Source organism: Curtobacterium sp. MCPF17_011 (genome assembly GCF_003234145.1).
Lineage (GTDB): Bacteria > Actinomycetota > Actinomycetes > Actinomycetales > Microbacteriaceae > Curtobacterium.
The window spans coordinates 77,558-99,710 of sequence record NZ_QKSK01000006.1 but is presented as its reverse complement, the minus strand read 5'-3'; the positions used below and the strand labels follow the sequence as shown (position 1 = coordinate 99,710).

Genomic DNA, 22,153 nt, shown 5'->3' with positions numbered 1-22,153 from the left:
GTCAAGGTTCGCAGGCGGAACCGATCAGGGCCATCCCCCGGTCCGGGGGCGTTGCGCGACGCGTGTCCGTGTGCTCGCGGCGTTCCGGGGACAGGATGGGACCCATGCCCGCTCAGCCGAACCCCGCCTTCGTCCGTCCGGCCGCGGAACGCACCCGTCCCGACCTGCAGGGCACGTTCGGGATGACGGCCTCGACGCACTGGCTCGCCACGGCGTCCGCCCAGTCGGTCCTGGAGCGCGGCGGCAACGCCTTCGACGCGGTGGTCGCGGGCGCGTTCGTCCTGCACGTGGTTGAGCCACACCTCAACGGCCCGGGCGGGGACCTGACCGCGGTGTACGCGACCGCGGAGGACCCGACCCCCGTGGTCCTCGTCGGCCAGGGTCCGGCTCCGGCCGGGGCGACCCCGGAGCACTTCCGCGCCGAGGGGCTCGACCTGGTCCCCGGCGCCGGCGCCCTCGCCGCGGCCGTGCCGGGAGCGGTCGACGCCTGGCTCCTGCTGCTCCGCGACCACGGCACCTGGGAGCTCGCGGACGTGCTCGCCCCCGCCACCGGCTACGCCCGCGACGGCCACCCGGTGAGCGCCGGCGTGGTCCGCACGATCACGGCGGTCGCGGACCTGTTCCGCGACCACTGGCCCACCTCCGCCGAGCGGTGGCTGACGGGAGGCGCGCCTCCCGTCACCGGGGACCTGGTGCGGAACGAGGCGCTCGCCTCGGTGTTCGACCGGCTGGTCGCGGCCGGCGCGGACACGGACGGCAGCGGGGCGGACGGTGGACGGGCCTCCCGGATCGACGCCGCCCGCCGGGAGTGGGCCGAGGGGTTCGTCGCGACGACGATCGACGCCTTCGTCCGGCAGCCGCACCGGCACTCGTCCGGCACCGACCACGCCGGCGTCCTCCGGGCCGGGGACCTGGCCGCGTTCCGGGCGACCACCGAACCGGCGACGACCGCGGAGTTCCGCGGCCACACCATCGCGAAGACCGGGCCGTGGGGGCAGGGGCCGGCGCTCCTGCAGACCCTGCGGATGCTCGAGCCGCTGGACGACGAGCGCCTGGACCCGTCGACCGAGCTCGGCGCCCACACGGTGGTCGAGGCGTTGAAGCTCGCCCTCGCCGACCGCGAGGCGTTCTACGGCGACGGCACGGTCCCGCTCGACGTCCTGCTCGCCGACGCCACCGTCGCTGCACGTCGGGCGCTCATCGCGGACACCGCCTCCGCCGAGTTCCGCCCGGGCGACGTGCCGGGCGTCGACCCGGTCCTGCCGCCGCTCCGCACCTCGTACGACGTGACCGGCGCGGCCGGGGTCGGGGAGCCCACCGTGCCCGGTGCCCGGCGTGGACCGGTCGACGCGCGCGCGGAGGTCCCGGTCGAGGACCGCGGCGAACCGTTCGTCGCGCCCGACGGCGACACCCGCGGTGACACCTGCCACATCGACGTCGTGGACCGCTGGGGCAACATCGTCAGCGCCACGCCCTCCGGCGGCTGGCTGCAGTCGTCGCCGACGATCCCCGAGCTCGGCTTCTGCCTGGGCACGCGGCTGCAGATGACCTGGCTCGAGGAGGGCACCGCGTCGACCCTGCGCCCCGGCGAGCGCCCGCGCACCACACTCACCCCGACGCTCGTCCTGCGCGACGGCGTGCCGGTCATGGCGCTCGGCTCCCCCGGCGGCGACCAGCAGGACCAGTGGCAGCTGCTGTTCCTGCTCCGCTGGATCGTCGGCGGGTACACGCCGCAGCAGGCCATCGACGCCCCGGCCCTGCACACGACGTCGTTCCCGGGGTCGTTCTGGCCGCGGACGTGGGAGCCGGCGGGCCTGGTCGTCGAGGACCGGCTCGGCGACGCGGTGATCGCCGGACTGGAGGCCCGTGGTCACGTCGTCACGCGCGCGGGCGACTGGAGCCTGGGCCGGCTCACGTGCGTCACCCGGGATCCGGAGACCGGGGTGGTCGGTGCGGCCGCGAACCCGCGAGGCGCGCAGGGGTACGCGGCGGGGCGCTGAGCGCGCTCGCGGTGCCGCCGGTCAGGCGGCCGCGACGGCTTCCGTGTCCGTGTCCGTGTCCGTCTTCATCCAGAACGGCGACCAGTGGTACCCGTCCGGGTCGTCGAACTGACGCTGGTACATGAACGGGGGGTCGTCGGTGCCGCCGACGCCGGCGTACGTCTCCCGACTGGCGAGCATGACGTACTGCTCGGGCGCGATCGCGAAGCACGACGCGTCCGCGCCGGACATCTCGGCGTCCTGCGTCCAGCCGAGTGCCGTGGAGAACGCGGTCGCGCGCTGGACGCTCGCGTCCGGACAGCTGATGAAGAGGGTCATGCGCGCAAGGCTCCTGCTGCCCCTGTCCCCCGTCAAGGGCGTGGGCTACGCCGTCGTCATGCCCGGAGAGCCGCTCGGGGTGATCCACACCAACGACGACACCACTTCACGACCGCTCGCCAGGGCGTTCCGGAGCGATCGGGTGTTGTCGGGGTGGATGTGCCCGCGGAGCACGTCCGAGGGGCCGGCCGGCAGCGCACGAGCGAGTTGCCGGAGCACGAGCGGCCCGTACCCGTGTCCGCGGTGCTCGGCGTCCAGGACGATCTCCTCGACCGTGAAGCCGGTGAAGCCGTCCGCGTCGTCCCGCGTGGCTGCGACGACCCCGCCGACGCGGCTGGCGACGACCACGTCGAACAGCAGCCCTTCCTCGTCCGCGTCGGCCAGCGAGTCCTCGTCGGCGGCGGTCGCCCACTGATCCAGGTCCGGCTCCGACCGCCGCAGTTGGTCGTAGGCGTCGGCGACCCGGACCGCGGCCCCCGCTGGCTCGGCCCGGGCCAGTTCGACGTCCAGACCGGTGCTCGCTGCGCCATCGGCCACCCGTGCCACCGGGGCTGACACCACGAGCAGGTCAGTCGCGGCGGTGAACGCGTCCGACGTCGGTGCCGAACGCTGGTCGCCCGGCAGGTGCACACGGAGGCACAGCGGGGCGAAGTCCCGGTAGGCCGGGAGCACCTCGGCGAGTTCGGCGATCCCGGCGACGTCCGGTGCCACGTCGGTGGCGATCACGTCGACGAACGGCTTCGCGACGTCCCGCCCGCGGAACCGGATGCCCGTGATCGCCCAGTGCCCGGACGACAGCTCGAGGCGGCGGTTCGCCCACAGCAGTGGATCGGCGACGGGGAGCTGCACGGCGTCGCGGACAGCCGCGCCCCAGGACGCGTCAGCGACCAGGGCGAGCGCCGGCTCGGCCGACACCGCCAGGTCCTGACGCCAGGACGGGTTCCAGTCCGGCAGCTGCGCCGGGGACCAGGTCTCGAGTGCGGTGCGGACTGCTGCGTCGGTCATCGGACCCGACGATAGGGCTCGACGATCGGCGGCCGCTAGAGCGTCGGGACGACCACCGCGCGGCCGGTCAGCTCACCGGCCTCGAGCTTCCGGTAGGCCTCCAGCGCGTCGGCGAGGGCGAACCGCTCGATGTTCGGCTCGATGCGAAAGGGTGACTCCTGGGGCCGCGGTACCGGAGCGGCCGGGACCGCGAGCCTGCGTCTTCCCCGGGAACCGGTTGCGAGAACGATCGTTCTCCGATTGACTCGGCACCGAGGGTCGCACCCGGCCCACACACCCGAACGAAAGGAGCGGCCATGCCCACACGCACCGCACGCACCGCCTGGAACGGCGGCCTCAACGACGGTTCCGGCCAGGTCGAACTCTCCAGCTCGAAGGTCGGCACCTACGACGTGTCCTTCCCGAAGCGCGCCGCTGACGACGCCGGCGGCACGACCAGCCCCGAAGAGCTCATCGCCGCAGCGCACTCGTCCTGCTACGCCATGCAGTTCTCGGCGATCCTCGGCGAGGCCGGCGGCACCGTCGAGTCCCTCGACGTCAAGGCCGACGTCTCGCTCGGTCCGGACTCGGCCGGCGGCTTCAAGCTCACCGGCATCGTCCTCACCGTGCACGGTGAGGTCACCGGCATCGACGAGGCGACCTTCCTCAAGGCCGCCGACGAGGCCAAGGCGACCTGCCCGGTCAGCAAGGCCCTCACCGGTGTCGACATCGAACTGCACGCCACGTTCGAGCAGTAACACCGAGCCACGCGCTGACGGGAGGCTGCCCACCCGACCGGTGGGCGGCCTCCCGTCAGTCGCGCACGGGCACCAGGGCTGCGCATGAGGACGGCGGGCGACCGGCCTGGGCGAACCAGATCGTCACCCGACTCCGGCGGCGACCCGCGCGGCCGCAGCCGCCCCCCGCAGGAGGCGGTTCCTAGCTCGCGTCCGAAACCGCGCTGGAGACGGCGGTCGGGGCGTCGTACTCGCCGTCCGGGATCGCACGGAGCGCCTCGAGCACGTCGTCGGGGGCGTTCTCCTTCTCGGCGGTCGACACGACGTCGTCCTTCGAGGCGGGGTAGTCGATGCCGCTCAGGTACTTCTGGATCTGGATGGGGTTCGGTGCTGCCACGATCGTTCCTTCCGTTGGGCTTCCCGGCCTACCCGGGGTCCCCTCGGCGACGACCCAGCGGATGCGGTCGGCGGCCAGCACGGACGGCACGAGCCGGCCCGCGCCTCCCGTCAGACCGACCAGGTCTCGTCGTCGGACCAGGACACGTCGCCCCAGGTCGACAGACGTCGCTGCGCGGTCGCCTCGTACCGTTCCATCCAGCCGCGCTCGAGACGGGCGACGGCACGGTCGAACGCCGCGACCAGGTCCAGGTCACTGCGCAGGAGGGCCTGCAGCTGCAGCCCCTCGTACAGTGCGATGAGCTGCTCGGCCCCGCGGCGGGGGTCCATGGTGTGCGGGGCGCGGCCGACCGCGATGTCGTGCTCCAACCCGCGCTTCACCTGCGAGAAGAACAGCTGGTACCGCGAGCGCAGGTACGTCGACATGGCGTGCTCGGGGTTGCCGGCGACGCTGAGCAGGGCGACGAGCAGGCGCATCAGGGCCGGGTCGTCCGCGTTCGAGGCGACGATCGCACGGAGCAGCTCGACAGTGCTGCCGTTGCCGACCTCGCGCGTGACCTCGTCCATCCGGGCGCCGTTCCACCGGTCGACCGCGGCCAGGACGAGGCCGTCCCACGACGGGAAGTGCTGCTGGAGCTCGTACGTCGAGATGTCCAGCCGCTCGGCGACGTGCTCGACGCGTGCCTCGTGGAAGGGCACGTCACGGAGCAGGTCGACCGTGGCACCCACGATCCTGATCCGCAGGTGCAGGGTGGCCGCAGCCGCAGCGGCAGCCACCGTGTCGGCGCTGGTGTCCTCGAGCATCGTGCCCTCCGTGTCCGGGACTCGCGGTCAGGTCGTGGCCGTCGCGTCCGGGGGTGCGGACGTCCTGTCCGCATGACGATCCTGGCGTAGATCACGGATGACGCGCATCCCCGGTACGGGGGTCGGCAACATGGGGGACAAGCGACGGCGCTCAGCGGCCACTGCCTGGGTGTGTCCGATGCCGGGTGTGTGACGATGCCGGGATGTCTCCGAACGACTCCACCGCACAGGGCCTGGCCACCATGGCGTCCGCCGGGTTCGAGTTCGCGAGCACCCCGGAGCAGGTGGCGCACGACGTCCGCACCATGTGGGAGCACCTCGGTCGCCCCGAGGGTGCGTTCGAGGCCGCCGCCCAGGCGATCGCCGTCCTGCCGCAACGGCCCGAGGTCCCGGTTGCCCTGCAGGCCCGACGCCGGGAGTTCGAGCAGGCCGTCGGCATCAACCCCGTCGAGGTCGAGTTGGCCGCCGCCCTCGCGGCGCGCGAACTGCTCGAGTCGATGGCGCGCACCTGCGGGACGCGCTGACCGGACCGTACGACGGACGGGAGGCCCGTGGCTACGCAGCCACGGGCCTCCCGTCCGGTCCGGCGTCACCGCGTGGGTGCGCATCCGGCGTCACCGCCGGTGTGACGACTACGGCGTCGGCATGCCACCGTCGACGTGCAGCGTCTCGCCCACGACGAAGGACGACTCGCCGCTGGCGAGGAACACGTAGGCCGGCGCGAGCTCGGCGGGCTGGCCCCAGCGGCCGAGGTAGGTCTCCTCGCCCACCGACGGCAGGTCCTCGGCGGGCTGTCCGCCTGCCGGCTGCAGCGGCGTCCAGATCGGACCCGGTGCGACGGCGTTGACGCGGATGCCCTTGGGCGCGAGCTGTGCGGCGAGGCCCTTCGCGAGGTTGTTCACGGTCGCCTTCGTCGCGGCGTAGTGCACGAGGTTCGGCGACGGCGCGTAGGCCTGGATCGACGTCGTGTTGATGATCGTCGAGCCCGGCGCGAGGTGCGGTACGGCGGCCTTCGTGATGCGGAACGTCGCGTACACGTTGGTCTTGAAGGTCTCGTCGAACTCCTCGTCGGAGATGTCCGTGATCGCGTCGACGTTCTGCTGCTTGCCGGCGTTGTTCACCAGGATGTCGAGCCCGCCGAGCTGCTCCACCGCGGAGGCGACGAGCTCCTCGCAGAACGCGAGCGAGGTGATGTCACCCGGGAGCGCGACGGCCTTGCGACCCGCGGCCTCGATGAGGGCGATGATGCGGTCGGCGTCCTCCTGCTCCTCGGGGAGGTAGCCGATGGCGACGTCGGCACCCTCACGGGCGTAGGCGATGGCGACGGCCGCGCCGATGCCCGAGTCGCCGCCGGTGATGAGCGCCTTACGGCCCTCGAGGCGGCCGGAGCCCCGGTAGGTGTCCTCGCCGTGGTCGGCGGGGACGTTCTCCGCCATCTCGGCGTCGGTGCCGGCACCCTTGAGGTACTGCTCGTCCGGCTTCTTGTCGGCGTAGAGCTTCGTCGGGTCCTGCATGGTGTACTGGTCGATCCGCTGGTCCGTCATGCGTGCGACGCTACGCACCGGGTCACCCGCTGCCGTTCAGGGGGCCGTCCCCCGCCGCGCAGTCCGGCTGATGCTGGGTGGACCGGTCCGGACGACCGCTCAGACCAGTCGGTAGACCGCGATCGGCGGGGCGTCCTCGCCCTGGTCCTCGGCATCGCCGGTGCGGGCCCAGGTCCGGCCGTCGTGGTCGATCGTCGACGGCAGGTCGCCGTGGACGATCATCCGCACAGCCGGTTCGTCGCCGTCGATCAGGTCGACGCCGTGCGCCACGCTGTCTCCGCTACTGTCCACCACGTACTCCGCCATGGGGCCGACGCTACCCGGGGCGACCCCGTACCGGCCCCGGACCCGCGTTCCGGGAATGTCACGGTCCGGTGACGGTGCGGAACCGTTTCGGTAACACCTGTCGCCCGCTGCAGGAGGTGCGGCTACGGTCGAGCGAGTGACTCCCAGGACCGTGTTGACGATCAGCGCCGTGGCGCTCGCCCTCGTGGTGGGCAACGGCGCTGCGGTCGACCACTGGTCCGGCCAGGACGCCGACCGTGCCGCGGCCGCTGAGCCCAGTGCGTCGGCGACCCGCACGGCCGATCCAGTGCCCACGTGGCGCCCGGTGTCCGCCGCTGCCCTGAAGTCCGTCGACGCGGTCGAGCTCCGCGCCGAGTCGATCGTCCTCCGTGCCGACGACCGCACCGTCACCACCGTCTCCATGCGGGACGCCAAGCACACCGTCGGGGTGCTCAACCGCATCCTCGGCACCCCCGCCCGGACGCAGACCGCCGTCGGCGACGCCGGCCGGTGCGTCCCGGCCAGCACGACCTCGACGTGGGGCGGTGCGATCCGCGTCGCCGCCCTGTCCCAGCCCGGCAGGGCCGGCAACCGGGTCGAGGTCCGGGTGCTCCGCGACCACGTCCGGTCCCGTCTCGGCGCCGTCATCGAGCTCTCCGGCCCGCACGGGGTCCGGGTCGGCGACGACGTCTCCCAGCAGATCGACGACGCGTCGAAGAGCGAGCGTGAGTCGCTCGGGTCGGACGACGCCCAGGCGTGGCAGCTGCTGCTCGAGCGCGGCTGGTCCGACGACGACGAACGCTCGGGCCACGGCGCCAACGGGGTCTCGGTCCTGACCGACGAATCCACCGTCACCGTGATCGGCTCGCCGATGCCGATCCGCCCCGCCCGCGGCTGCTGAGTCTCAGACCCGGATCGTCGCGATCACCGGGAAGTGGTCGCTCGCGAACCAGGTCTCCGGCCCGTCGTGGTCGATCTGCACCCGATCGACTCCGGCGACGTCACGCGTGAACACCCAGTCGATGCGCTCCCCGGTCGCCACCGGAGGCTGCCAGTCGTTGTAGGACGCCGTGTGGTCGTCCGGGTCCCCCGCCACCGTCCATGCGTCGGTGTACCCGGCGTCCGCGAACACCTGCGAGGCCGCACCGGACCCCGCCGGCTCGTTGCAGTCCCCCGCGAAGAGCACCGGACCGTCGACCACGGACAGTCGCTGCACGATGAGCGATGCGCTGAGTCGGCGGACCTCGTCGCCGTGCGGGCCCTGCTCGTGGTCCATGTGGGTCGTCAGCAGGGTGAAGGCAGGGCCCTCGGCATCGAGGAACCGCGCGTGGTTCGCGATCCGCGGGTACAGGCTGTCCCAGGTGTTCGAGACGGGCTCGTCGGGGGTGTCCGACAGCCAGAACGAGCCGGACTCGACGGGCCGGAACCGGTCGCGTCGGTAGAACACCGCGGCGTGCTCGCCCGCGGTGCCGCCCTCGCGCCCCTGGCCGACGGCGTCGTGGTCCGGCAGGCCCGCGCGGAGGGCGTCCATCTGGTGGTCGAAGGCCTCCTGCACGCAGAGCAGGTCAGGATCGTGACGGCGGATGACGTCGAGGACCACCGGCAGTCGGGCAGGCCAGTCGTGCACCGGGTCCGGGTTCTTGATGTTGTAGGTCATGAGGGTGATCGGGCGTGCGGTGCTGGTCACCCGTCGAACCTACCCGCGCGGCCCCCGGAGCCTCCGCTGCCTTCGCCTGCCGGACCGACCAGCGTCCGCCGGAGCGTCAGCACGCCGTCGCGGGCCCGGGACTTCGCCGTGCCGGTGGGGACGCCGAGCACCCGACCGAGCTCGGGCCCGGTCAGGTCGGCCAGGTAGCGGAGGGCCACCGCGTGGCGCTGTCGCTCCGGCAGCGCCTCGAGCGCCCGACGCAGGGCCATCCGGTCGAGCACCGACTCGGCGCGGTCGAGAGCACCGTGGTCGACGTCCTCGTGGTCGCGGATCCCCACGCGCCGGTCCCGGTCGCGGTCCGCCTGGGCCTTCCGGACCCGGTCGACCGCCCGCCGGGTCGCGATGGTCCGGATCCAGGCGATCGCCGGGTGTGCCGGGTCGTACCGCGGTGCGAGTCGCCAGACCTCGAGCATCACGTCCTGCGTGACGTCCTCGGCCAGCCAGTCGTCGCGCAGCTGCCGACGGACGACCTGCAGCACGAGCGGTCGGAACCGTTCGTCGATCCGGCGGAAGGCCTCCCGGTCCCCCGCGGCGACCCGCAGCAGCAGCGCGCGTTCCTCGTCCCGTCGTCGGCGCAACTCCTCGTCCACACCGTGCAATGTGACATGCCAGTCTGGACAGCAGCGGGACGACCCGGCACGTCACGCCGCTCAGTTGATGCAGACGCCCTCTTGGCCGTACTCGTGCACGGCGGTCGACGACGGGCTCGGCTCCGTGGCCTCCTTCGTCGGCTTCGGGGCCGTGGCCTCCTTCGACGGCTCGGCGGGGGCAGGTGTCTCGGTACCCGGCTGCGCGGCCGCCTGCGGGGTCTTGCCGTCCGTGCCGAGCACCAGGGTGACCCCCTGCACGGCGGTGCTCTGGACCGGCACCGCGCCGGGCACGACGGCGACCAGTGCCTTGGCCTGCGCCTCCATGCCGGCCGGGTACTGCACCATCGTCGCCGCCGTCGTGGCCGAGGAACCGGGGGCACCGACCTGGAAGCCCCGGCCGGCGAGGACCGTCGAGGCGGCCGCCGCGGCACCGGTGACACCGCTGCCGTTCGAGACCGTCACCGTGACGGAGCCGGCGGCAGCCGCCGTCGCCGTCGTGTACGCCGGCGGTTCCCCGACGAGCCCCTGGACGAACGCGGGCATGCCGGCGGTGTCGACCTCGACGATCGACAGCGCCGAACCGTTCGGGTAGATGGTCGGGGTGCCGAGGATCGGGATGGTCGCCGACTTGATGTTCGACGGGCGCAGGTTGCTCATCTGCCGCGCCAGGGTCAGCATGTCGAGCCCCTGGTCGGTCTCCACCGAGCTGCCGATCGCGTCGATGATGTTCGTGGTCTTCACCGGGTTCAGCAGTGTGCCGGCGGACAGGATCTTCCGCGCCTCCTGCGACAGGAAGTACTGCTGCCGGACCTGACGGTCCAGGTCGCCGTTCGGCAGACCGTGGCGCTGCCGGACGAACGACAGGGCCTGCGAGGCGTCGAGCTCCGAGACACCGGCCGGCAGGTCCACGCCCGAGTAGTCGTCCTGGACGGCCTGGTTCAGGCAGACGTTCACCGGCCCGAGTTGCTTGACGATCTCGTAGAACCCGAGCAGCGAGACACGGACGTAGTGGTCGATCGTCAGCCCGCTGAGGCCCTGGATGGTCGCGATGAGCTTCTTCGCACCGCCGGTGTCGCCGCCGCCGTTCATGGTGCCGTACGAGAACGCGCTGTTGAGCTTGCCCTTGCCGACGCCCGGGATGTCGACGTACGAGTCACGTGGGAACGAGATCATCGTCGCGCTCCGACCGTCCGCGGCGATGTGCAGCACGATCATCGTGTCGGTGTTCGTCGCCCCACCGTCGGACTGAGTGTTGAGCTCCGCCATCTCCTCCGGCGTCGCGTTGTCCGGCCGGTGGTCGTCGCCGACCAGCAGGATGTTCATCGCTCGGCCGTCGACGTCGTCCTTCGCGGGCGGTGCACTGCCGATGGCGTCGACCTTCGTGACGCTGCTGGCCAGGCGGTTGTACGCGTACGCGGCGTACCCGCCGCTCAGCAGCACGGCCATGGTGAGGACCCCGGCGAGCGCGGGGAAGACGACTCCCCAGTGGCGCTTGCGGCGTCCGTGGCGGGGCGGCACGGCGCGATCGGCCCGGCGCGGCCTGGTCTCCTCGGGTGCGTTCGTCACGGGGAGAACCATAACCGTGGAGCGCACGGATGACATGGATTCCGCCTGGACGACCTGTACGCACCGGCCGGGAGGCCCGGAGGCGGGCCGGCGCACCGCCTCCGTCCACCCATGGACGCCCCGTACTGTCGGTCGGGTGTTCCTGACCGTCGCCGCCGTCTGCTGCGCCGCCGTGGCGGTGCCTCTGCTGGTGAACGGCGTCCGGGCCTTCCGACGGGGTGCGCGGAGCCTGACCCGCCTCCTCGCGCTGGTCGCCGGCCTCGCCGTCCTGGCGCTCGGGGTCCTCGTCGCGGTGCTCGCGGCGGTCGGCACGACGGTGAGCACCGCCCTGCTCGTCCTGGTGCTGGCGCTGGCGGGCTACCTGGCACTGGTGTTCCTCGTCTTCCTCGGCGCCGCCCTGACCTACGGCCACGTCCGGGTCACGGAGGAGGCCGAATCGCTCGTCGTCCTCGGCTGCGGGCTCGTGCACGGCGCGGTCTCGCCGATGCTGCGTTCGCGGTTGGACCGGACGCTCGAGGTGTTCCACCGGTCCGTCGCCGCTGGCCGCACCCCGGTCGTGGTGCCCTCCGGCGGACAGGGCGACGACGAGGACCGCACCGAAGCCGACGCGATGGCGGAGTACCTCGTCGCCCACGGTGTGCCGGCGGAGCTCGTGCACCGCGAGACCCGGTCGACGAACACCCGCGAGAACCTCCGCTTCTCGCACGAGGTCCTGCGCGACGCCGGGGTCGACGGCCGGACGCTCGTCGTCACGAACGACTACCACGTGATGCGCACGGCGATGACGGCGCGTCGTACGGGCTTGGACGCCCGGGTGCTCGGGGCGCCGACCGCGCGGCAGTCGGTGCCGAGCGCGTTCCTCCGCGAGTTCGCGGCCGTGCTCGTGATGCACGGCTGGTGGCACCTCGGAGCGCTGGCCGCGATCGTGGTGCTGTGGGGCGCGGGGCTGGCGACGGGGATGCTGCCGGCCTGACGCGCCAGGGGCTCAGTCGCGCCAGGGGCTCAGTCGCGCCAGGGACTCAGTCGCGTCCGGGCAGCAGGTGCACGGCCTCCATGGCGAGCTCGGCGGCGATCGGGTCACCAGCGCCCACGGCGTCGCGGAGGTCCACGATGTGGGGCGCGACGGCCTCGACGGGGACGACCTCGGCGATCTCGGGCACGCGGAGCTTGTAGGACAGGCCGTCGGTCGTCGACCGGCACAGCTGCGCGAGCGAGGCGTTGCCGCATGCGTCGGCCCACATCGCGTAGACGTCGGCGCCGTCGTGCGCCAGTGCGGCCTGCTCGCCCTCGCCCAGACGGGTGAGCACCTGGTCGAGCGTCGCCACGACCTCGCGGCGCTCGGCGTCGGTGAAGCGCGGGACCGCCAGCCGCACCACGCCGCCGTAGATCACGCCGAGCGTCCGGTACGCGTCGAGCACCTCGGCCGCCGTCGGTGCCGCGACCCGGGTGTACCGGTTCGGCGCCATCTCGATGAGCCCGGCGCGGGCGAGTTCGGCGAGCGCTTCACGGATCGGGGTGCGGGAGACACCGAGCCAGGCGATCAGGTCGTCGTCGTTCAGGCGCTCACCGGGCTCCAGCGTGCCGTCCATGATCGCGTCGCGGATCTTGTCCTGGACGGTGTCGCGGAGGAGCTTGCGCTCGGCGGCGGGCTGCGTGGCGGGAACGGGCATGCGGTCAGCGTGTCACATGTCACGCGGTCGGCGCGAGAGGCGCGACGGCCACCAGGCCCGGCGGCCGAGGTCGAGGACGAGCGCCGGGACGAGCAGCGAGCGGACCACCACGGTGTCGAGCAGCACGCCGAACGCGACGACGAAGGCGATCTGCACGAGGAAGAGGATCGGGATCACGCCGAGGGCCGCGAAGGTGGCCGCGAGCACCACGCCGGCGGACGTGATCACCCCACCGGTGGCCCCGAGCCCGCGCAGCACGCCCTCGCGGGGACCGCGCCGGAGGGTCTCCTCGCGCACCCGGGTCATGAGGAAGATGTTGTAGTCCACTCCGAGCGCCACCAGGAACACGAACGAGAACAGCGGTACCGACGGGTCCGCGCCGGGGAAGTGGAACAGGTGGTCGAAGACGAGCGCGCCGACGCCGAGCGCGGCCGCGAAGGACACGATGACGCTGCCGATGAGGACGAGCGGCGTGACGATGCTCCGGAGCAGCAGCATGAGGATGAGCAGGATCACCGCGAGCACGACGGGGATGATGAGCGTCCGGTCGCGGATGCCGGTGTCGTCGGTGTCGATCGCCGTCGCGGTCACCCCGCCGACACGGGCGCCCGGGTCGACGCGCTCGACCGCGGTGCGGAGTTCGCGGACGGTCCGCTCGGCCGCGCCGGAGTCCGCCGGGTCGGCGAGGGTCGCCTCGAGGAGCACCTGACCCCGCGACACGGTGGGGTCGGCGGCCGGGGCTCCGGGCGTCGTGCTCGTGGTGGCGCCCGCGCCGACCGTCGTGGTGCCGGAGGGCGAGTCCTGGGCCGCCGCGGTGACGCCGTCGACCCCGTCCACACCCGTGACCGCGTCGGCGAGCTCGTCGATCCGGTCGGCGTCGCCGAGCACGAGGGCGGGGCTGCCGGAACCGCCGGGGAAGTGGTCGGCCAGCACGGTCTGACCATCGCGCGCCTGCGACTGCCCGATCACCAGCTCGCTCTGCGGCACCCCGTCCGCCCGGAGGCCGAGCAGGCCCGTGCCCATCGCCAGGAGGCCCACGGTGCACACGATCCAGACCGTCCGGGAGCGCCGGCCGACGAGCCGGCCGACGCGGGCCCAGAGCCCCCGGGCATCCGGGCCGGTGAGGACCGGGTGGGCGCTGCCGAACGTCGGCCTGAGCGGCCAGAACGCGGCCCGGCGGAAGCAGAGGAGCAGCGCGGGCAGCAGGGTGAGGGCGGCGAGCACGCTGAACGCGATGCCGATCGCGGCCACCGGGCCGAGCGCCTTGTTCGAGTTGAGGTCCGAGAGCAGCAGGCACAGCACGCCGACGATGACCGTGCCGCCCGAGGCGATGACCGGCTCGAGGCTGCCGCGGAGTGCGGCCCTGGTGGCGTCCCATCCGGCCCGGTGGTCGCGGAGGGCCTCGCGGTACCGGGACGTGTAGAGGAGCGCGTAGTCGGTCGCGGCGCCGATCACCAGGATCGAGAGGATGCCCTGCACCTGCCCGTTCACGGTGACGACGCCGGCCTTCGCGAGTGCCCAGACGACGAGGATCGACGCGGTCAGGGCGAACACGGCGGTGGCGAGCACCAGGAACGGCAGCAGCGGCGAGCGGTAGACGACGATCAGGATGACGAGCACCGCGATCAGCGCGACCCCGAGCAGCAGGCCGTCGATGCCGGCGAACGCCTCGGTCAGGTCGGCGGTGAAGCCCGCCGGGCCGGTGACGTACCCGCGCAGCCCGTCCGGCAGTGCGTCGTCCACGTCCGCACGGATGGCGGCGACCGCGTCCCCGGTCTCGGCGGAGGCGGTCAGCGTGGCGACGATCTCGACGGCGCCGCCGTCCTCGCTCGGGATGACCGGGCTGACCTGGTCGACGTCGTCCCGGTCACCGAGGGCGTCCGCGATGCGGCCGGCAGCGGCGGTGTCGGCCGCCGTCAGGCCGCCGTCCCGCTCGAGCACGATGACGGCCGGCGCCCCGCCGGCGTCCCGGAAGTCGCTGCTGCGGTCCTGCACCGCGGTGGCGTCGGCCGAGGCCGGCAGGAACGAGGTCTGGTCGTTCGTGGAGACCTCGGAGATGCGACCGAAGAAGGGGCCGCCGACCGAGGCGACGACGAGCCAGACGAGGACGACGAGCGCGGGGACCACGATGCGGAGGGAGCGGGACACGTCGGCGAGCGTACACCGATCGTCAGCATGCTGATCACTTTCGCGCTGCACCAGGCACGTCGTCAGCCCCACCGTAGACTCGGACCATGGAGGACCAGTCCGCGCAGTGGCCGATCGGACGCCTGCTCGCCGCCGCTTCCCGCGCGGTGGAACGGGAGTGGGACGAGCGCCTCCGGGCCATCGGACTGCAGCACGCCGCCCTCATCGCACTCGACATCGCCCTGCGGAACGGCCCGACCGGCGCCGACGTCATCGCCCGAACCGCCCGGGTACAGCCGCAGACGATGTCCCGCACCCTCGAGCGACTCGAACGCGACGGGATGATCGAGCGCAGCCCGCACCCGGAGGACGGCCGCCGGCGACTCGTGACCGTCACCGATCACGGGCGGGAGATGTGGGACACCGCGCGGCACATCGAGCGCGAGGTCCTGCCGGACGACCCGGAGCTCCGGGCCCGCCTCGAGGCCATCCTCGCCAACTCGAGGAGTGCGCCTCCCGCACGGTGACACTTGCGTCTGATATGCAGGATGTGACACGCTGGAAGGGTCGGCATCAGGGCCGACCTGATGCCAGGGAGCCCGCATGTCCGGCCGCCGCGCCGCCCGATCCGCCCGGTCCGCACGTTCCGCACGACGCCGACGGCCGTTCCTCGTCGCCCTCGTCGTGACGGTCGGCTCGCTCACCGCAGTCGCCGCGGTGCTCGCCGTCGTCGCCGCCACGTTCATCGGCGGCCTCGCGCAGCGGTACGACGCCGGCCGGACCGTGCTCGAGGACCCCTTCCCCGGTGGCACACGCCCGTCCGAGCACGGCGACGCGGTCGACGTCCTGCTCATCGGTTCGGACTCGCGTGCACACGAGGACCCTGACGGTGACCGCGTCTCCGGCAGACGATCCGACACACTGATGCTCGCGCACATCCCGGCCGATCGGCAGGACATCACCCTCCTGTCCATCCTCCGCGACACCTGGGTCGACGTCCCGGGCCACGGCGAGGCGAAGATCAACGCCGCCTACGCCTGGGGAGGCGCCCCACTCACCGTGCAGACCGTCGAGCATCTCCTCGATGTCCGGATCGACCACGTCGCCGAGATCGACTTCGCCGGGTTCGCCGGCATGACCGACGCACTGGGTGGCGTCACCGTCGACTCGTCGACCGCGTTCGACGCCCGGGGGCACCACTTCACGGTCGGCCCGAACCACCTGGACGGCGCCGCGGCCCTCGCCTTCGTCCGGGAGCGCTCCGCCTTCGCCGACGCCGACCACACCAGGGTGCGGAACCAGCAGGCGTTCATGCGGGCCCTCGTCCAGCGGGTCCTGTCCGAGGACACCCTGACGAGCCCGGGCAGGATCCGGCAGTTCGTGTCCTCGACCAGCGAGTACCTCTCCGTGGACCCCGGCCTGGACTTCTCGACACTCGTCCGACTCGGGTGGTCGCTCCGGGACTTCCGCGCGGGGGACCTGGCCACCACGACACTGCCGTCGGCCGGCGGCGGCACGAGTGACGACGGTCAGTCGTACGTGCGGGTCGACCGTTCCGCCGTCTCCAGCCTGTCGATCGCGCTGCGCTCCGACGACCTCTCGGACTGGCTCGCGACGCACCCGTCCGGATGACCTGCGCCTCCGGGGGTCCCAGGACCCACGGAGGGCCCTTGACTCCGGGTGCCCCCCTCCGCCCGGACGACGGAGCGCCCCACGACCGAGGTCGTGGGGCGCTTCCGATCGGCGCGAGACGCTGAGCGTCAGGCCGGGAGCTGCAGGGTCTGTCCCGCGTAGATGAGGTTCGCGTCGTCCACGGTCGACGTGTTCGCCGCCCAGAGCTGCTTCCAGCCACCTTCGACGCCGAGCTTCGTCGCGATGGTGTCGAGCGTGTCGCCCGAGACCACCTTGTACGTCTTGCCGCTGGTCGGCACGGCGGCGGGCTTGGTCGCGGTCGCCGACGGTGCCGGCGTGCTCGCGACGGCCTTCGGGGCCGCCGCCTGCGGTGCCGGCGCAGCCTGACGGGCCGGTGCCGCCGGGGCAGCAGCCTGCGGAGCCGGTGCCGGAGCCGCCTGCTGGGCGACCGGGGCGGGGGCCGCGCCGCTCGTGCCGCTCAGGCCGAGCTTCGCGGAGCACGCGGGCCAGGCGCCCCAGCCCTGCGAGGCGAGGACGTTCTCGGCCACGGCGATCTGCGTCGCACGGCTCGCACCGGCCGGGCTGCCGGTGCCACCGTTGGCGGCCCAGGTGCTCTGCGAGAACTGCAGTCCGCCGTAGTAGCCGTTGCCGGTGTTGGTGGCCCAGTTGCCACTGGACTCGCAGGCTGCCAGGGCGTCCCAGGTCGAGCCGTCGGCCGCACTGGCCGGTGCAGCTGCGAGACCGACGCCCGTGGCGGCGATGCCGGCGAAGGCGAGTCCGCCGACGAGGGCGCGGGTTCGGGTGTGGTTCTTCATGTCGTTGCTCCACCGGGGTCGCATCGTCGTTCCCGACGCCGGCTGCCCACCCCGACCGATCGCGGTCAGTCTGATGGTGTCACCGGGGGCAGCCTCCGCGCCGGCGTCACGGTGGGCCACCATAGGAAATCCATGCTCGTTATCAAACTGAGACCAACGGTTCTACCCAGTAGTGCTATGTACCCCGCGGCGAACCTGAACGTCTCGATGCCCATGGGCGCGGCGATCGGACGTACCCGGGTACACGACCTTCCGAGTTCCCTGGCAATCGCGGATCCGGGCGACCGGGGACGGACGGGAGGCCCGTGGCGGCACCGCGAGCCGCCTCCCGTCCGTCAGCCCCGCGAGAGCAGCGTGACGGCCTCGAGGTGCCCCGTCTGCGGGAACATGTCGAGCACGCGCACCCGTCGCAGGCGGAACGACGGCATCACCGCGAGGTCGCGTGCGAGCGTCACGGGGTTGCAACTGGAGTAGACGACGTGCTGGACCTCGGACGTCTCCAACCACCCGGCGAGCTCGGCGCCGATGCCGCGTCGGGGCGGGTTGACGACGACGAGTTCGGGGGTGGTGCCGGGCCGGGCGCGCAGGGCGTGGGCGGTCGCGTCGTCGGCGGCGAAGCGGACGTCGGTCAGGCCGGCCTCGCGGGCGGACTGCTTGGCGGACACGATCGCCTCACGACTGGTCTCGATGCCGGTGACCGCGCGACCCGGGCGTGCTGCGTGCAGGGCGAACCCGCCGACACCGCAGTACAGGTCCCACATCGAGGCCGGACCGACCTCGTCGATCCACTCCGACGCCTGCGCGTACAGCTGGGTCGCGACGGTGGTGTTCGTCTGGAAGAAGCTCTGCGGGCGCAGGTGCATCGTCACCGGCCCCAGGCGCATCGGCAGGGTCTGCTGCTCGGTGAGGACGACCTCCCGGTCCCCCTCGGTCACGGCCTTGTGCTCGGGCAGCAGGTTCGCGGTGACGACGACGGCCTGCGGCAGGACCCGGTGGAGGTCGCCGAGCCGGTCCCGCAGGCGTGGCAGCTGCCCCTCGCTCCGGAGGACGAACCGGACCATCAGCTCGCCGTCCGGCGACTCGGTGACGAGCACGTACTTCAACTCGCCGCGGCGCTGTCGGACGTCGTACGGCATCAGTCCGGCGGAGGAGATGAAGTCGGCCAGGACCGGGAGCGCCCGCTGGATGCCCGGCGTGCAGATGCCGCAGTGCCGCAGGTCGACCCCGCGCTGCCGCTCGTCGAGGATCCCGACGGTGGGTTGCTGCGCGGTGCCGCCGACGACCATCTTCGCCTTGTTGCGGTAGCCGGACTCGGGGCTGGTGATCGCCGGGAGCCACTCGACCGTCCCCGGGCCACCCGCGGCGTCGACGGCGTCGTGCAGGAGTTCACGGGTGCGGAGCTCCTTGTCGAGGACCTGGTCTCCGTATGGCTGACCCATCAGGGTGCACGACCGGCAGACCCCGCGGTCGAAGTAGTCGCACTGCATGGCCGAGTCAGGATACGTCAGCGGCGGGCAGCGTCCCGGGTGGTCGTCCGGATGCGGTGCACCGAGGTCGTCGCGGTGACGAAGAGGTCGCGGCCGTCGTCGCCGCCGAAGCACAGGTTCGCGACGACCTCGGGCACCGGGACGGTGCCGATCCGGGTGCCGTCCGGCGTGTACACGAACACCCCGACCGCGGCGGAGGTCCAGATCCGGCCGTCCTCGTCGACGCGGAGACCGTCCGGCACACCCTCACCCGGTGCGAAGCGCACCAGGTCGCGGCCGTTCTTCACCCGCACCCCGGGCACCCCGGACGCCGCCGGAGCGTCGGTGACGACGTCGTAGGCGCGGATCACCGGGCGGTCGCCGTCCGAGCTCGCCACGTACAGGACGCGCTCGTCGGGCGAGAACGCGAGCCCGTTCGGCTCGTCGACGTCGAGGACGACCGGGCGCAGGTCCTCGCCGGCCGGGCCGCAGCGGAACACCCAGTGGTCGCCGTACTCCCGCTCCCCGGGGTGGCCTTCGCGCGGCTGCGTGATGCCGTAGGCCGGGTCGGTGAACCAGACGCTGCCGTCGCGGGCGACGACGACGTCGTTCGGGGAGTTGTACGCGACCGCACCCCATCGCGCCGTGATCGCTGTGACGACGCCGTCCCGGTCACGCTCGACGCGCCGGCGTCCGTGCGAGCACTGCACCACCGAACCGTCGGGGTCGAGGGTCCGGCCGTTGGTGAACTCGACCCCGTCGGCGTACACCGACACCGTGCCGTCCGTGGCGGACCACTGCAGGATGCGGTCTCCGGGGATGTCCGACCACCGGAGCGTGCGGGTGGCCGGGATCCAGCACGGCCCCTCGGCCCACGTGCTGCCGGTGTGCAGGGTCTCGAGCGCGGTGGGGTCGGGGACGAGGTCGGTGAGGCTCGGCACGGGTTCTCCTTCGAACGGTGCGACCACGCTAGTGCGCGCGCACCCCGGGGCGCCGGCGACCCCGACGGATCAGACCGCCGCGGCTGCCGCGGCTGCCGCGGCCGCCGCGGCCGCCGCGCTCCGTCGCCGCAGGGCCTTCTCGACCGCGGAGATGCCGAACCCGAGCAGGATCGACGCCACGACCGCCAGCACGGTCACGAGGAACGGCTGGTCCCGACTCCAGTGCCCGGTCGCCGCAGCGATCCCGACGCAGTAGGCGGCCCAGACGACGTCGGCGAGCGCGCAGCTGAGCAGGAAGCGCCGGACGTCCAGACCGCTGTCGGCGCCGACGAGGTTCGTGGTGAGGCGGCCCATCGGGATGAACCTCCCGAGGACGGCGATGCGACCGGGGGCGGCACGGTAGCGCTCGTCGATGGCCTCCCGCGCCTTCCTGACCTTCGGCCGCGCGAACCAGGACTTCGAGCCGAGGTCGACCGATCGGGCCAGCTGGTAGAGCGCGAGGTCGCCGAGCACCATGCCGATCGTGGCCGCGACGATCAGCAGCAGCACGGGCAGGAGTCCGCCGTCACCGCCGACCAGGAGCGTGCCGATCGCGACGACCATCGCCTGGCTCGGCAGGAAGACCGCGATGCTGCCGACGGCGAGCACCAGGCCGACGACCAGGAACGCCCACGGGGTGCCGACGAGCTGCAGCACCACCTGTTCTGCTGCGTCCACCGGTCACCCTCCACGGCACGAGTCGGACGCACCGCTGTCGATCATCCCAGGTCCTGCGCCGGACCGCGCGCGCTCAGCGCTGTGACACCGGGGAGAGCACGAGCTCGTCGATCCGCACGTGTGCCGGGGCGGACAGCACGAACCCGACGGCCCGGCCGACGTCCTCGGGCATGAGCATCACGGCGCGTGCCGCGGCGTCCGGCACGCTCGGGCGCTGGTCGAGGAAGTCCGTCGCGACGTCCCCCGGGCAGAGGTGCGTGGCCCGGACGCCGTGGTGCGCCTCCTGCTGGTTGAGCGTGCGGACGACGGGGCCGAGGGCCGTCTTGCTCGCCGAGTACGCCACGCCCGCGCCCGGCTGCGACGACCACCCCGCGTACGAGGAGACGACGACCACGACCCCGCCGGAGCGCCGGAGGGCGGGGAGCGCCGCGTCGACGACCTGCACCACCGCGGTCAGGTTCGTGTCGATCACGGCCCGGAGGTCGGTCATCGACTGGTCGTCCGACCGCCGCCGTGGGGAGTTCAGCCCGGCCGACAGGACGAGCCCGTCGATCCGACCGTGCCGTCCGTGCCGTCCGAGGACGGTGTCGCGGGCCGCGGTGACGGCCTCCGGGTCGGTGGCGTCGAGGGGCAGGACGTCCGCGGTGCCGCCCGCGGCGCGGATGCCGGCGGCGACCGTGTCGAGACGGTCGGTGCGACGCCCGCTGAGGACGAGCCTCCAGCCCGACCGTGCCGCCACCTGCGCGGCCGCGGCACCCATGCCGCTGCCGCCGCCCGTGACCCACAGGACGCGGTCGTCCGTCGCCGGCTGGTCCGTCGCGCGCTGGTCTGCCGTGCCGTCGTCCGTCATGGGTGGGACAGGAGACGCGTCGGCGTCGACGGACGCCCCGAAGGAGCGACCGATGCACCTCGACCTCAGCGACCGGGTGGTGGTCGTCACCGGCGCCGCCCGCGGGATCGGCAGGACCATCGCGGAGCGGTTCCGCCTCGAGGGCGCGCACGTGGTCGCGCTCGACCTGGCGGTGGCGCTCGCGGACCGCGCGGCGGACGACCAGGCGGGAGGCCCGCCCAGCGTCCCGGACGGCGCCCACCCGCTCGAGGTGCTCGCCTGCGACGTCACCGACCCGGAGTCGGTGCGCGACGCCGTGGACGAGGTGGTGGCCCGGCACGGCACCGTCGACGTCCTCGTCAACAACGCAGGGATCAACGTCGAGGGGCGGGTGGTGGACCTGGAGTGGGACGCCTGGCGACGGTGCATGGACGTGAACCTCGGCGGCACCTTCCTCATGAGCCAGGCGGTGGCGCCCGTCATGCAGCGGGCGGGGCGCGGCCGGATCGTCAACGCGGCGTCGTTCGCGGCGATCGTGCCGAGCGTGGGGAGCGCGGCCTACGCGGCGTCGAAGGCGGCCGTCGTGCAGTTCACCCGGGTCCTCGCGTCCGAGCTGGGGCCGTGGGGCATCACCGTCAACGCGTACGCGCCGGGCATGGTGCCGACCGCGATGAACGGCTTCGCGACCATGCCGGCCGCCGTACAGGACCGGCTGCTCGACACGCTCTCGATCCGGCGGTGGGAGACGCCGGACGACGTGGCGGACGTGCTGCTCTTCCTGGCGAGCGACCTGGCGGGGTACGTCACGGGGACGCTGCTCGACGTGTCGGGCGGCAAGCTCGCGACCCAGATCCCGTCGCGGGCGTACGAGGGCTGAGCCGACCGGGCGGCCGCGTCCGCGAGCGGGCGGAGTCGGGGGCAGTCTGGACCATCGCGACGGACCCTGTCAGCTCGCACAGGATCTGTGCATGCGGCTCTCCGTAGGCTGTGAGGTGCCAAGAGAGCCGGACTGCAGCCCGACCCC

At 72.9% G+C, this 22,153-nt stretch carries 24 protein-coding genes; 8 read left to right on the top strand and 16 right to left on the bottom strand.

Annotated elements, in window-relative coordinates; genetic code table 11:
- Positions 1-104 precede the first annotated feature (104 nt).
- Positions 105-2,000, top strand: a complete 1,896-nt coding sequence (locus tag DEJ25_RS09245) for a gamma-glutamyltransferase family protein (RefSeq protein WP_111044498.1) — start codon at positions 105-107, stop codon at positions 1,998-2,000.
- Positions 2,001-2,021: 21 nt separating this feature from the next.
- On the opposite strand, the gene DEJ25_RS09240 is transcribed toward DEJ25_RS09245, so the two are convergent.
- Together DEJ25_RS09240 and DEJ25_RS09235 are read right to left on the bottom strand one after the other, a co-directional pair.
- Positions 2,022-2,318: a VOC family protein gene (locus DEJ25_RS09240; protein WP_111044497.1), complete on the bottom strand. Its 297-nt coding sequence runs from the start codon at positions 2,316-2,318 to the stop codon at positions 2,022-2,024.
- A 45-nt stretch (positions 2,319-2,363) separates the two neighbouring features.
- Entirely contained in the window at positions 2,364-3,323 is a 960-nt protein-coding gene (locus DEJ25_RS09235) for a hypothetical protein (RefSeq protein ID WP_111044496.1), read from the bottom strand.
- Positions 3,324-3,619: 296 nt separating this feature from the next.
- Between DEJ25_RS09235 and DEJ25_RS09225 the strand changes: the two genes are divergently transcribed.
- Complete coding sequence (locus tag DEJ25_RS09225; protein ID WP_110903839.1) at positions 3,620-4,060, top strand: OsmC family peroxiredoxin; 441 nt, start codon at positions 3,620-3,622, stop codon at positions 4,058-4,060.
- 181 nt (positions 4,061-4,241) lie between these two features.
- Here DEJ25_RS09225 and DEJ25_RS09220 read toward each other — a convergent pair whose 3' ends face one another.
- Positions 4,242-4,436, bottom strand: coding sequence for a DUF2795 domain-containing protein (locus tag DEJ25_RS09220; protein WP_110903840.1), 195 nt, complete (start codon positions 4,434-4,436; stop codon positions 4,242-4,244).
- Positions 4,437-4,546: 110 nt separating this feature from the next.
- The gene (locus DEJ25_RS09215; protein ID WP_111044495.1) at positions 4,547-5,239 is read right to left on the bottom strand and encodes a TetR/AcrR family transcriptional regulator; all 693 of its coding nucleotides are present in this window, start codon (positions 5,237-5,239) and stop codon (positions 4,547-4,549) included.
- A gap of 203 nt (positions 5,240-5,442) precedes the next feature.
- Here DEJ25_RS09215 and DEJ25_RS09210 point away from each other — a divergent pair, with 203 nt between their 5' ends.
- Positions 5,443-5,763, top strand: coding sequence for a hypothetical protein (locus DEJ25_RS09210; protein WP_110903842.1), 321 nt, complete (start codon positions 5,443-5,445; stop codon positions 5,761-5,763).
- A 108-nt stretch (positions 5,764-5,871) separates the two neighbouring features.
- On the opposite strand, the gene DEJ25_RS09205 is transcribed toward DEJ25_RS09210, so the two are convergent.
- Entirely contained in the window at positions 5,872-6,783 is a 912-nt protein-coding gene (locus DEJ25_RS09205; protein WP_110903843.1) for a glucose 1-dehydrogenase, read from the bottom strand.
- 99 nt (positions 6,784-6,882) lie between these two features.
- Complete coding sequence (locus tag DEJ25_RS09200; RefSeq protein WP_111044494.1) at positions 6,883-7,089, bottom strand: hypothetical protein; 207 nt, start codon at positions 7,087-7,089, stop codon at positions 6,883-6,885.
- A gap of 136 nt (positions 7,090-7,225) precedes the next feature.
- On the opposite strand from DEJ25_RS09200, the gene DEJ25_RS09195 reads away from it, so the two are divergent.
- Positions 7,226-7,969 carry a hypothetical protein gene (locus tag DEJ25_RS09195; protein ID WP_146240644.1) on the top strand — a complete coding sequence of 248 codons (744 nt, stop codon included), beginning with the start codon at positions 7,226-7,228 and terminating at the stop codon, positions 7,967-7,969.
- Positions 7,970-7,972: 3 nt separating this feature from the next.
- Here DEJ25_RS09195 and DEJ25_RS09190 read toward each other — a convergent pair whose 3' ends face one another.
- The 3 genes from DEJ25_RS09190 to DEJ25_RS09180 are packed head-to-tail and all read right to left on the bottom strand — an operon-like array spanning position 7,973 to position 10,932.
- The gene (locus DEJ25_RS09190) at positions 7,973-8,755 is read right to left on the bottom strand and encodes an endonuclease/exonuclease/phosphatase family protein (protein ID WP_111044492.1); all 783 of its coding nucleotides are present in this window, start codon (positions 8,753-8,755) and stop codon (positions 7,973-7,975) included.
- Positions 8,752-9,366 carry a sigma-70 family RNA polymerase sigma factor gene (locus DEJ25_RS09185; RefSeq protein WP_181421576.1) on the bottom strand — a complete coding sequence of 205 codons (615 nt, stop codon included), beginning with the start codon at positions 9,364-9,366 and terminating at the stop codon, positions 8,752-8,754. The genes DEJ25_RS09190 and DEJ25_RS09185 overlap by 4 nt, the downstream gene beginning before the upstream one ends.
- A gap of 60 nt (positions 9,367-9,426) precedes the next feature.
- Positions 9,427-10,932 (bottom strand): LCP family protein, encoded by a 1,506-nt coding sequence (locus DEJ25_RS09180; protein WP_258366326.1) that lies wholly within the window; start codon positions 10,930-10,932, stop codon positions 9,427-9,429.
- 136 nt (positions 10,933-11,068) lie between these two features.
- Here DEJ25_RS09180 and DEJ25_RS09175 point away from each other — a divergent pair, with 136 nt between their 5' ends.
- Entirely contained in the window at positions 11,069-11,905 is an 837-nt protein-coding gene (locus DEJ25_RS09175) for a YdcF family protein (RefSeq protein WP_181427390.1), read from the top strand.
- A 46-nt stretch (positions 11,906-11,951) separates the two neighbouring features.
- On the opposite strand, the gene DEJ25_RS09170 is transcribed toward DEJ25_RS09175, so the two are convergent.
- The gene (locus DEJ25_RS09170) at positions 11,952-12,602 is read right to left on the bottom strand and encodes a GntR family transcriptional regulator (RefSeq protein WP_111044491.1); all 651 of its coding nucleotides are present in this window, start codon (positions 12,600-12,602) and stop codon (positions 11,952-11,954) included.
- A 12-nt stretch (positions 12,603-12,614) separates the two neighbouring features.
- Positions 12,615-14,750, bottom strand: a complete 2,136-nt coding sequence (locus DEJ25_RS09165) for an efflux RND transporter permease subunit (protein WP_111044490.1) — start codon at positions 14,748-14,750, stop codon at positions 12,615-12,617.
- Between the two features lie 86 nt (positions 14,751-14,836).
- Here DEJ25_RS09165 and DEJ25_RS09160 point away from each other — a divergent pair, with 86 nt between their 5' ends.
- Together DEJ25_RS09160 and DEJ25_RS09155 are read left to right on the top strand one after the other, a co-directional pair.
- A complete protein-coding gene (locus tag DEJ25_RS09160) occupies positions 14,837-15,256 on the top strand; it encodes a MarR family winged helix-turn-helix transcriptional regulator (RefSeq protein WP_111044489.1) in 420 nt (139 codons plus the stop codon).
- A gap of 76 nt (positions 15,257-15,332) precedes the next feature.
- The gene (locus tag DEJ25_RS09155) at positions 15,333-16,361 is read left to right on the top strand and encodes an LCP family protein (RefSeq protein WP_111044488.1); all 1,029 of its coding nucleotides are present in this window, start codon (positions 15,333-15,335) and stop codon (positions 16,359-16,361) included.
- Positions 16,362-16,489: 128 nt separating this feature from the next.
- On the opposite strand, the gene DEJ25_RS09150 is transcribed toward DEJ25_RS09155, so the two are convergent.
- The 5 genes from DEJ25_RS09150 to DEJ25_RS09130 form a co-directional block, all read right to left on the bottom strand.
- Positions 16,490-17,176 carry a transglycosylase family protein gene (locus DEJ25_RS09150; RefSeq protein WP_111044597.1) on the bottom strand — a complete coding sequence of 229 codons (687 nt, stop codon included), beginning with the start codon at positions 17,174-17,176 and terminating at the stop codon, positions 16,490-16,492.
- A 335-nt stretch (positions 17,177-17,511) separates the two neighbouring features.
- Complete coding sequence (gene rlmC, locus DEJ25_RS09145; RefSeq protein ID WP_111044487.1) at positions 17,512-18,663, bottom strand: 23S rRNA (uracil(747)-C(5))-methyltransferase RlmC; 1,152 nt, start codon at positions 18,661-18,663, stop codon at positions 17,512-17,514.
- Positions 18,664-18,680: 17 nt separating this feature from the next.
- Positions 18,681-19,583 carry an SMP-30/gluconolactonase/LRE family protein gene (locus tag DEJ25_RS09140; RefSeq protein WP_258366461.1) on the bottom strand — a complete coding sequence of 301 codons (903 nt, stop codon included), beginning with the start codon at positions 19,581-19,583 and terminating at the stop codon, positions 18,681-18,683.
- 69 nt (positions 19,584-19,652) lie between these two features.
- Entirely contained in the window at positions 19,653-20,300 is a 648-nt protein-coding gene (locus tag DEJ25_RS09135; protein ID WP_111044485.1) for a DedA family protein, read from the bottom strand.
- 73 nt (positions 20,301-20,373) lie between these two features.
- Complete coding sequence (locus tag DEJ25_RS09130; protein WP_111044596.1) at positions 20,374-21,150, bottom strand: SDR family oxidoreductase; 777 nt, start codon at positions 21,148-21,150, stop codon at positions 20,374-20,376.
- Between the two features lie 52 nt (positions 21,151-21,202).
- Here DEJ25_RS09130 and DEJ25_RS09125 point away from each other — a divergent pair, with 52 nt between their 5' ends.
- On the top strand, positions 21,203-22,006 hold the full coding sequence (locus DEJ25_RS09125) for an SDR family NAD(P)-dependent oxidoreductase (RefSeq protein WP_111044484.1): 804 nt from the start codon (positions 21,203-21,205) through the stop codon (positions 22,004-22,006).
- Positions 22,007-22,153 lie beyond the last annotated feature (147 nt).

Excerpts from the sequence above, each read along its gene's own strand:
- DEJ25_RS09125 (WP_111044484.1), top strand. The coding sequence starts at position 21,203 with ATGCACCTCGACCTCAGCGACCGGGTGGTGGTCGTCACCGGCGCCGCC.
- DEJ25_RS09155 (WP_111044488.1), top strand. The coding sequence starts at position 15,333 with ATGTCCGGCCGCCGCGCCGCCCGATCCGCCCGGTCCGCACGTTCCGCA.
- DEJ25_RS09200 (WP_111044494.1), bottom strand. The coding sequence starts at position 7,089 with ATGGCGGAGTACGTGGTGGACAGTAGCGGAGACAGCGTGGCGCACGGC.
- DEJ25_RS09130 (WP_111044596.1), bottom strand. The coding sequence starts at position 21,150 with ATGACGGACGACGGCACGGCAGACCAGCGCGCGACGGACCAGCCGGCG.
- DEJ25_RS09160 (WP_111044489.1), top strand. The coding sequence starts at position 14,837 with ATGGAGGACCAGTCCGCGCAGTGGCCGATCGGACGCCTGCTCGCCGCC.
- DEJ25_RS09240 (WP_111044497.1), bottom strand. The coding sequence starts at position 2,318 with ATGACCCTCTTCATCAGCTGTCCGGACGCGAGCGTCCAGCGCGCGACC.
- DEJ25_RS09170 (WP_111044491.1), bottom strand. The coding sequence starts at position 12,602 with ATGCCCGTTCCCGCCACGCAGCCCGCCGCCGAGCGCAAGCTCCTCCGC.
- DEJ25_RS09215 (WP_111044495.1), bottom strand. The coding sequence starts at position 5,239 with ATGCTCGAGGACACCAGCGCCGACACGGTGGCTGCCGCTGCGGCTGCG.
- DEJ25_RS09150 (WP_111044597.1), bottom strand. The coding sequence starts at position 17,176 with ATGAAGAACCACACCCGAACCCGCGCCCTCGTCGGCGGACTCGCCTTC.
- DEJ25_RS09205 (WP_110903843.1), bottom strand. The coding sequence starts at position 6,783 with ATGACGGACCAGCGGATCGACCAGTACACCATGCAGGACCCGACGAAG.
- DEJ25_RS09210 (WP_110903842.1), top strand. The coding sequence starts at position 5,443 with ATGTCTCCGAACGACTCCACCGCACAGGGCCTGGCCACCATGGCGTCC.
- DEJ25_RS09235 (WP_111044496.1), bottom strand. The coding sequence starts at position 3,323 with ATGACCGACGCAGCAGTCCGCACCGCACTCGAGACCTGGTCCCCGGCG.
- DEJ25_RS09225 (WP_110903839.1), top strand. The coding sequence starts at position 3,620 with ATGCCCACACGCACCGCACGCACCGCCTGGAACGGCGGCCTCAACGAC.
- DEJ25_RS09245 (WP_111044498.1), top strand. The coding sequence starts at position 105 with ATGCCCGCTCAGCCGAACCCCGCCTTCGTCCGTCCGGCCGCGGAACGC.
- rlmC (WP_111044487.1), bottom strand. The coding sequence starts at position 18,663 with ATGCAGTGCGACTACTTCGACCGCGGGGTCTGCCGGTCGTGCACCCTG.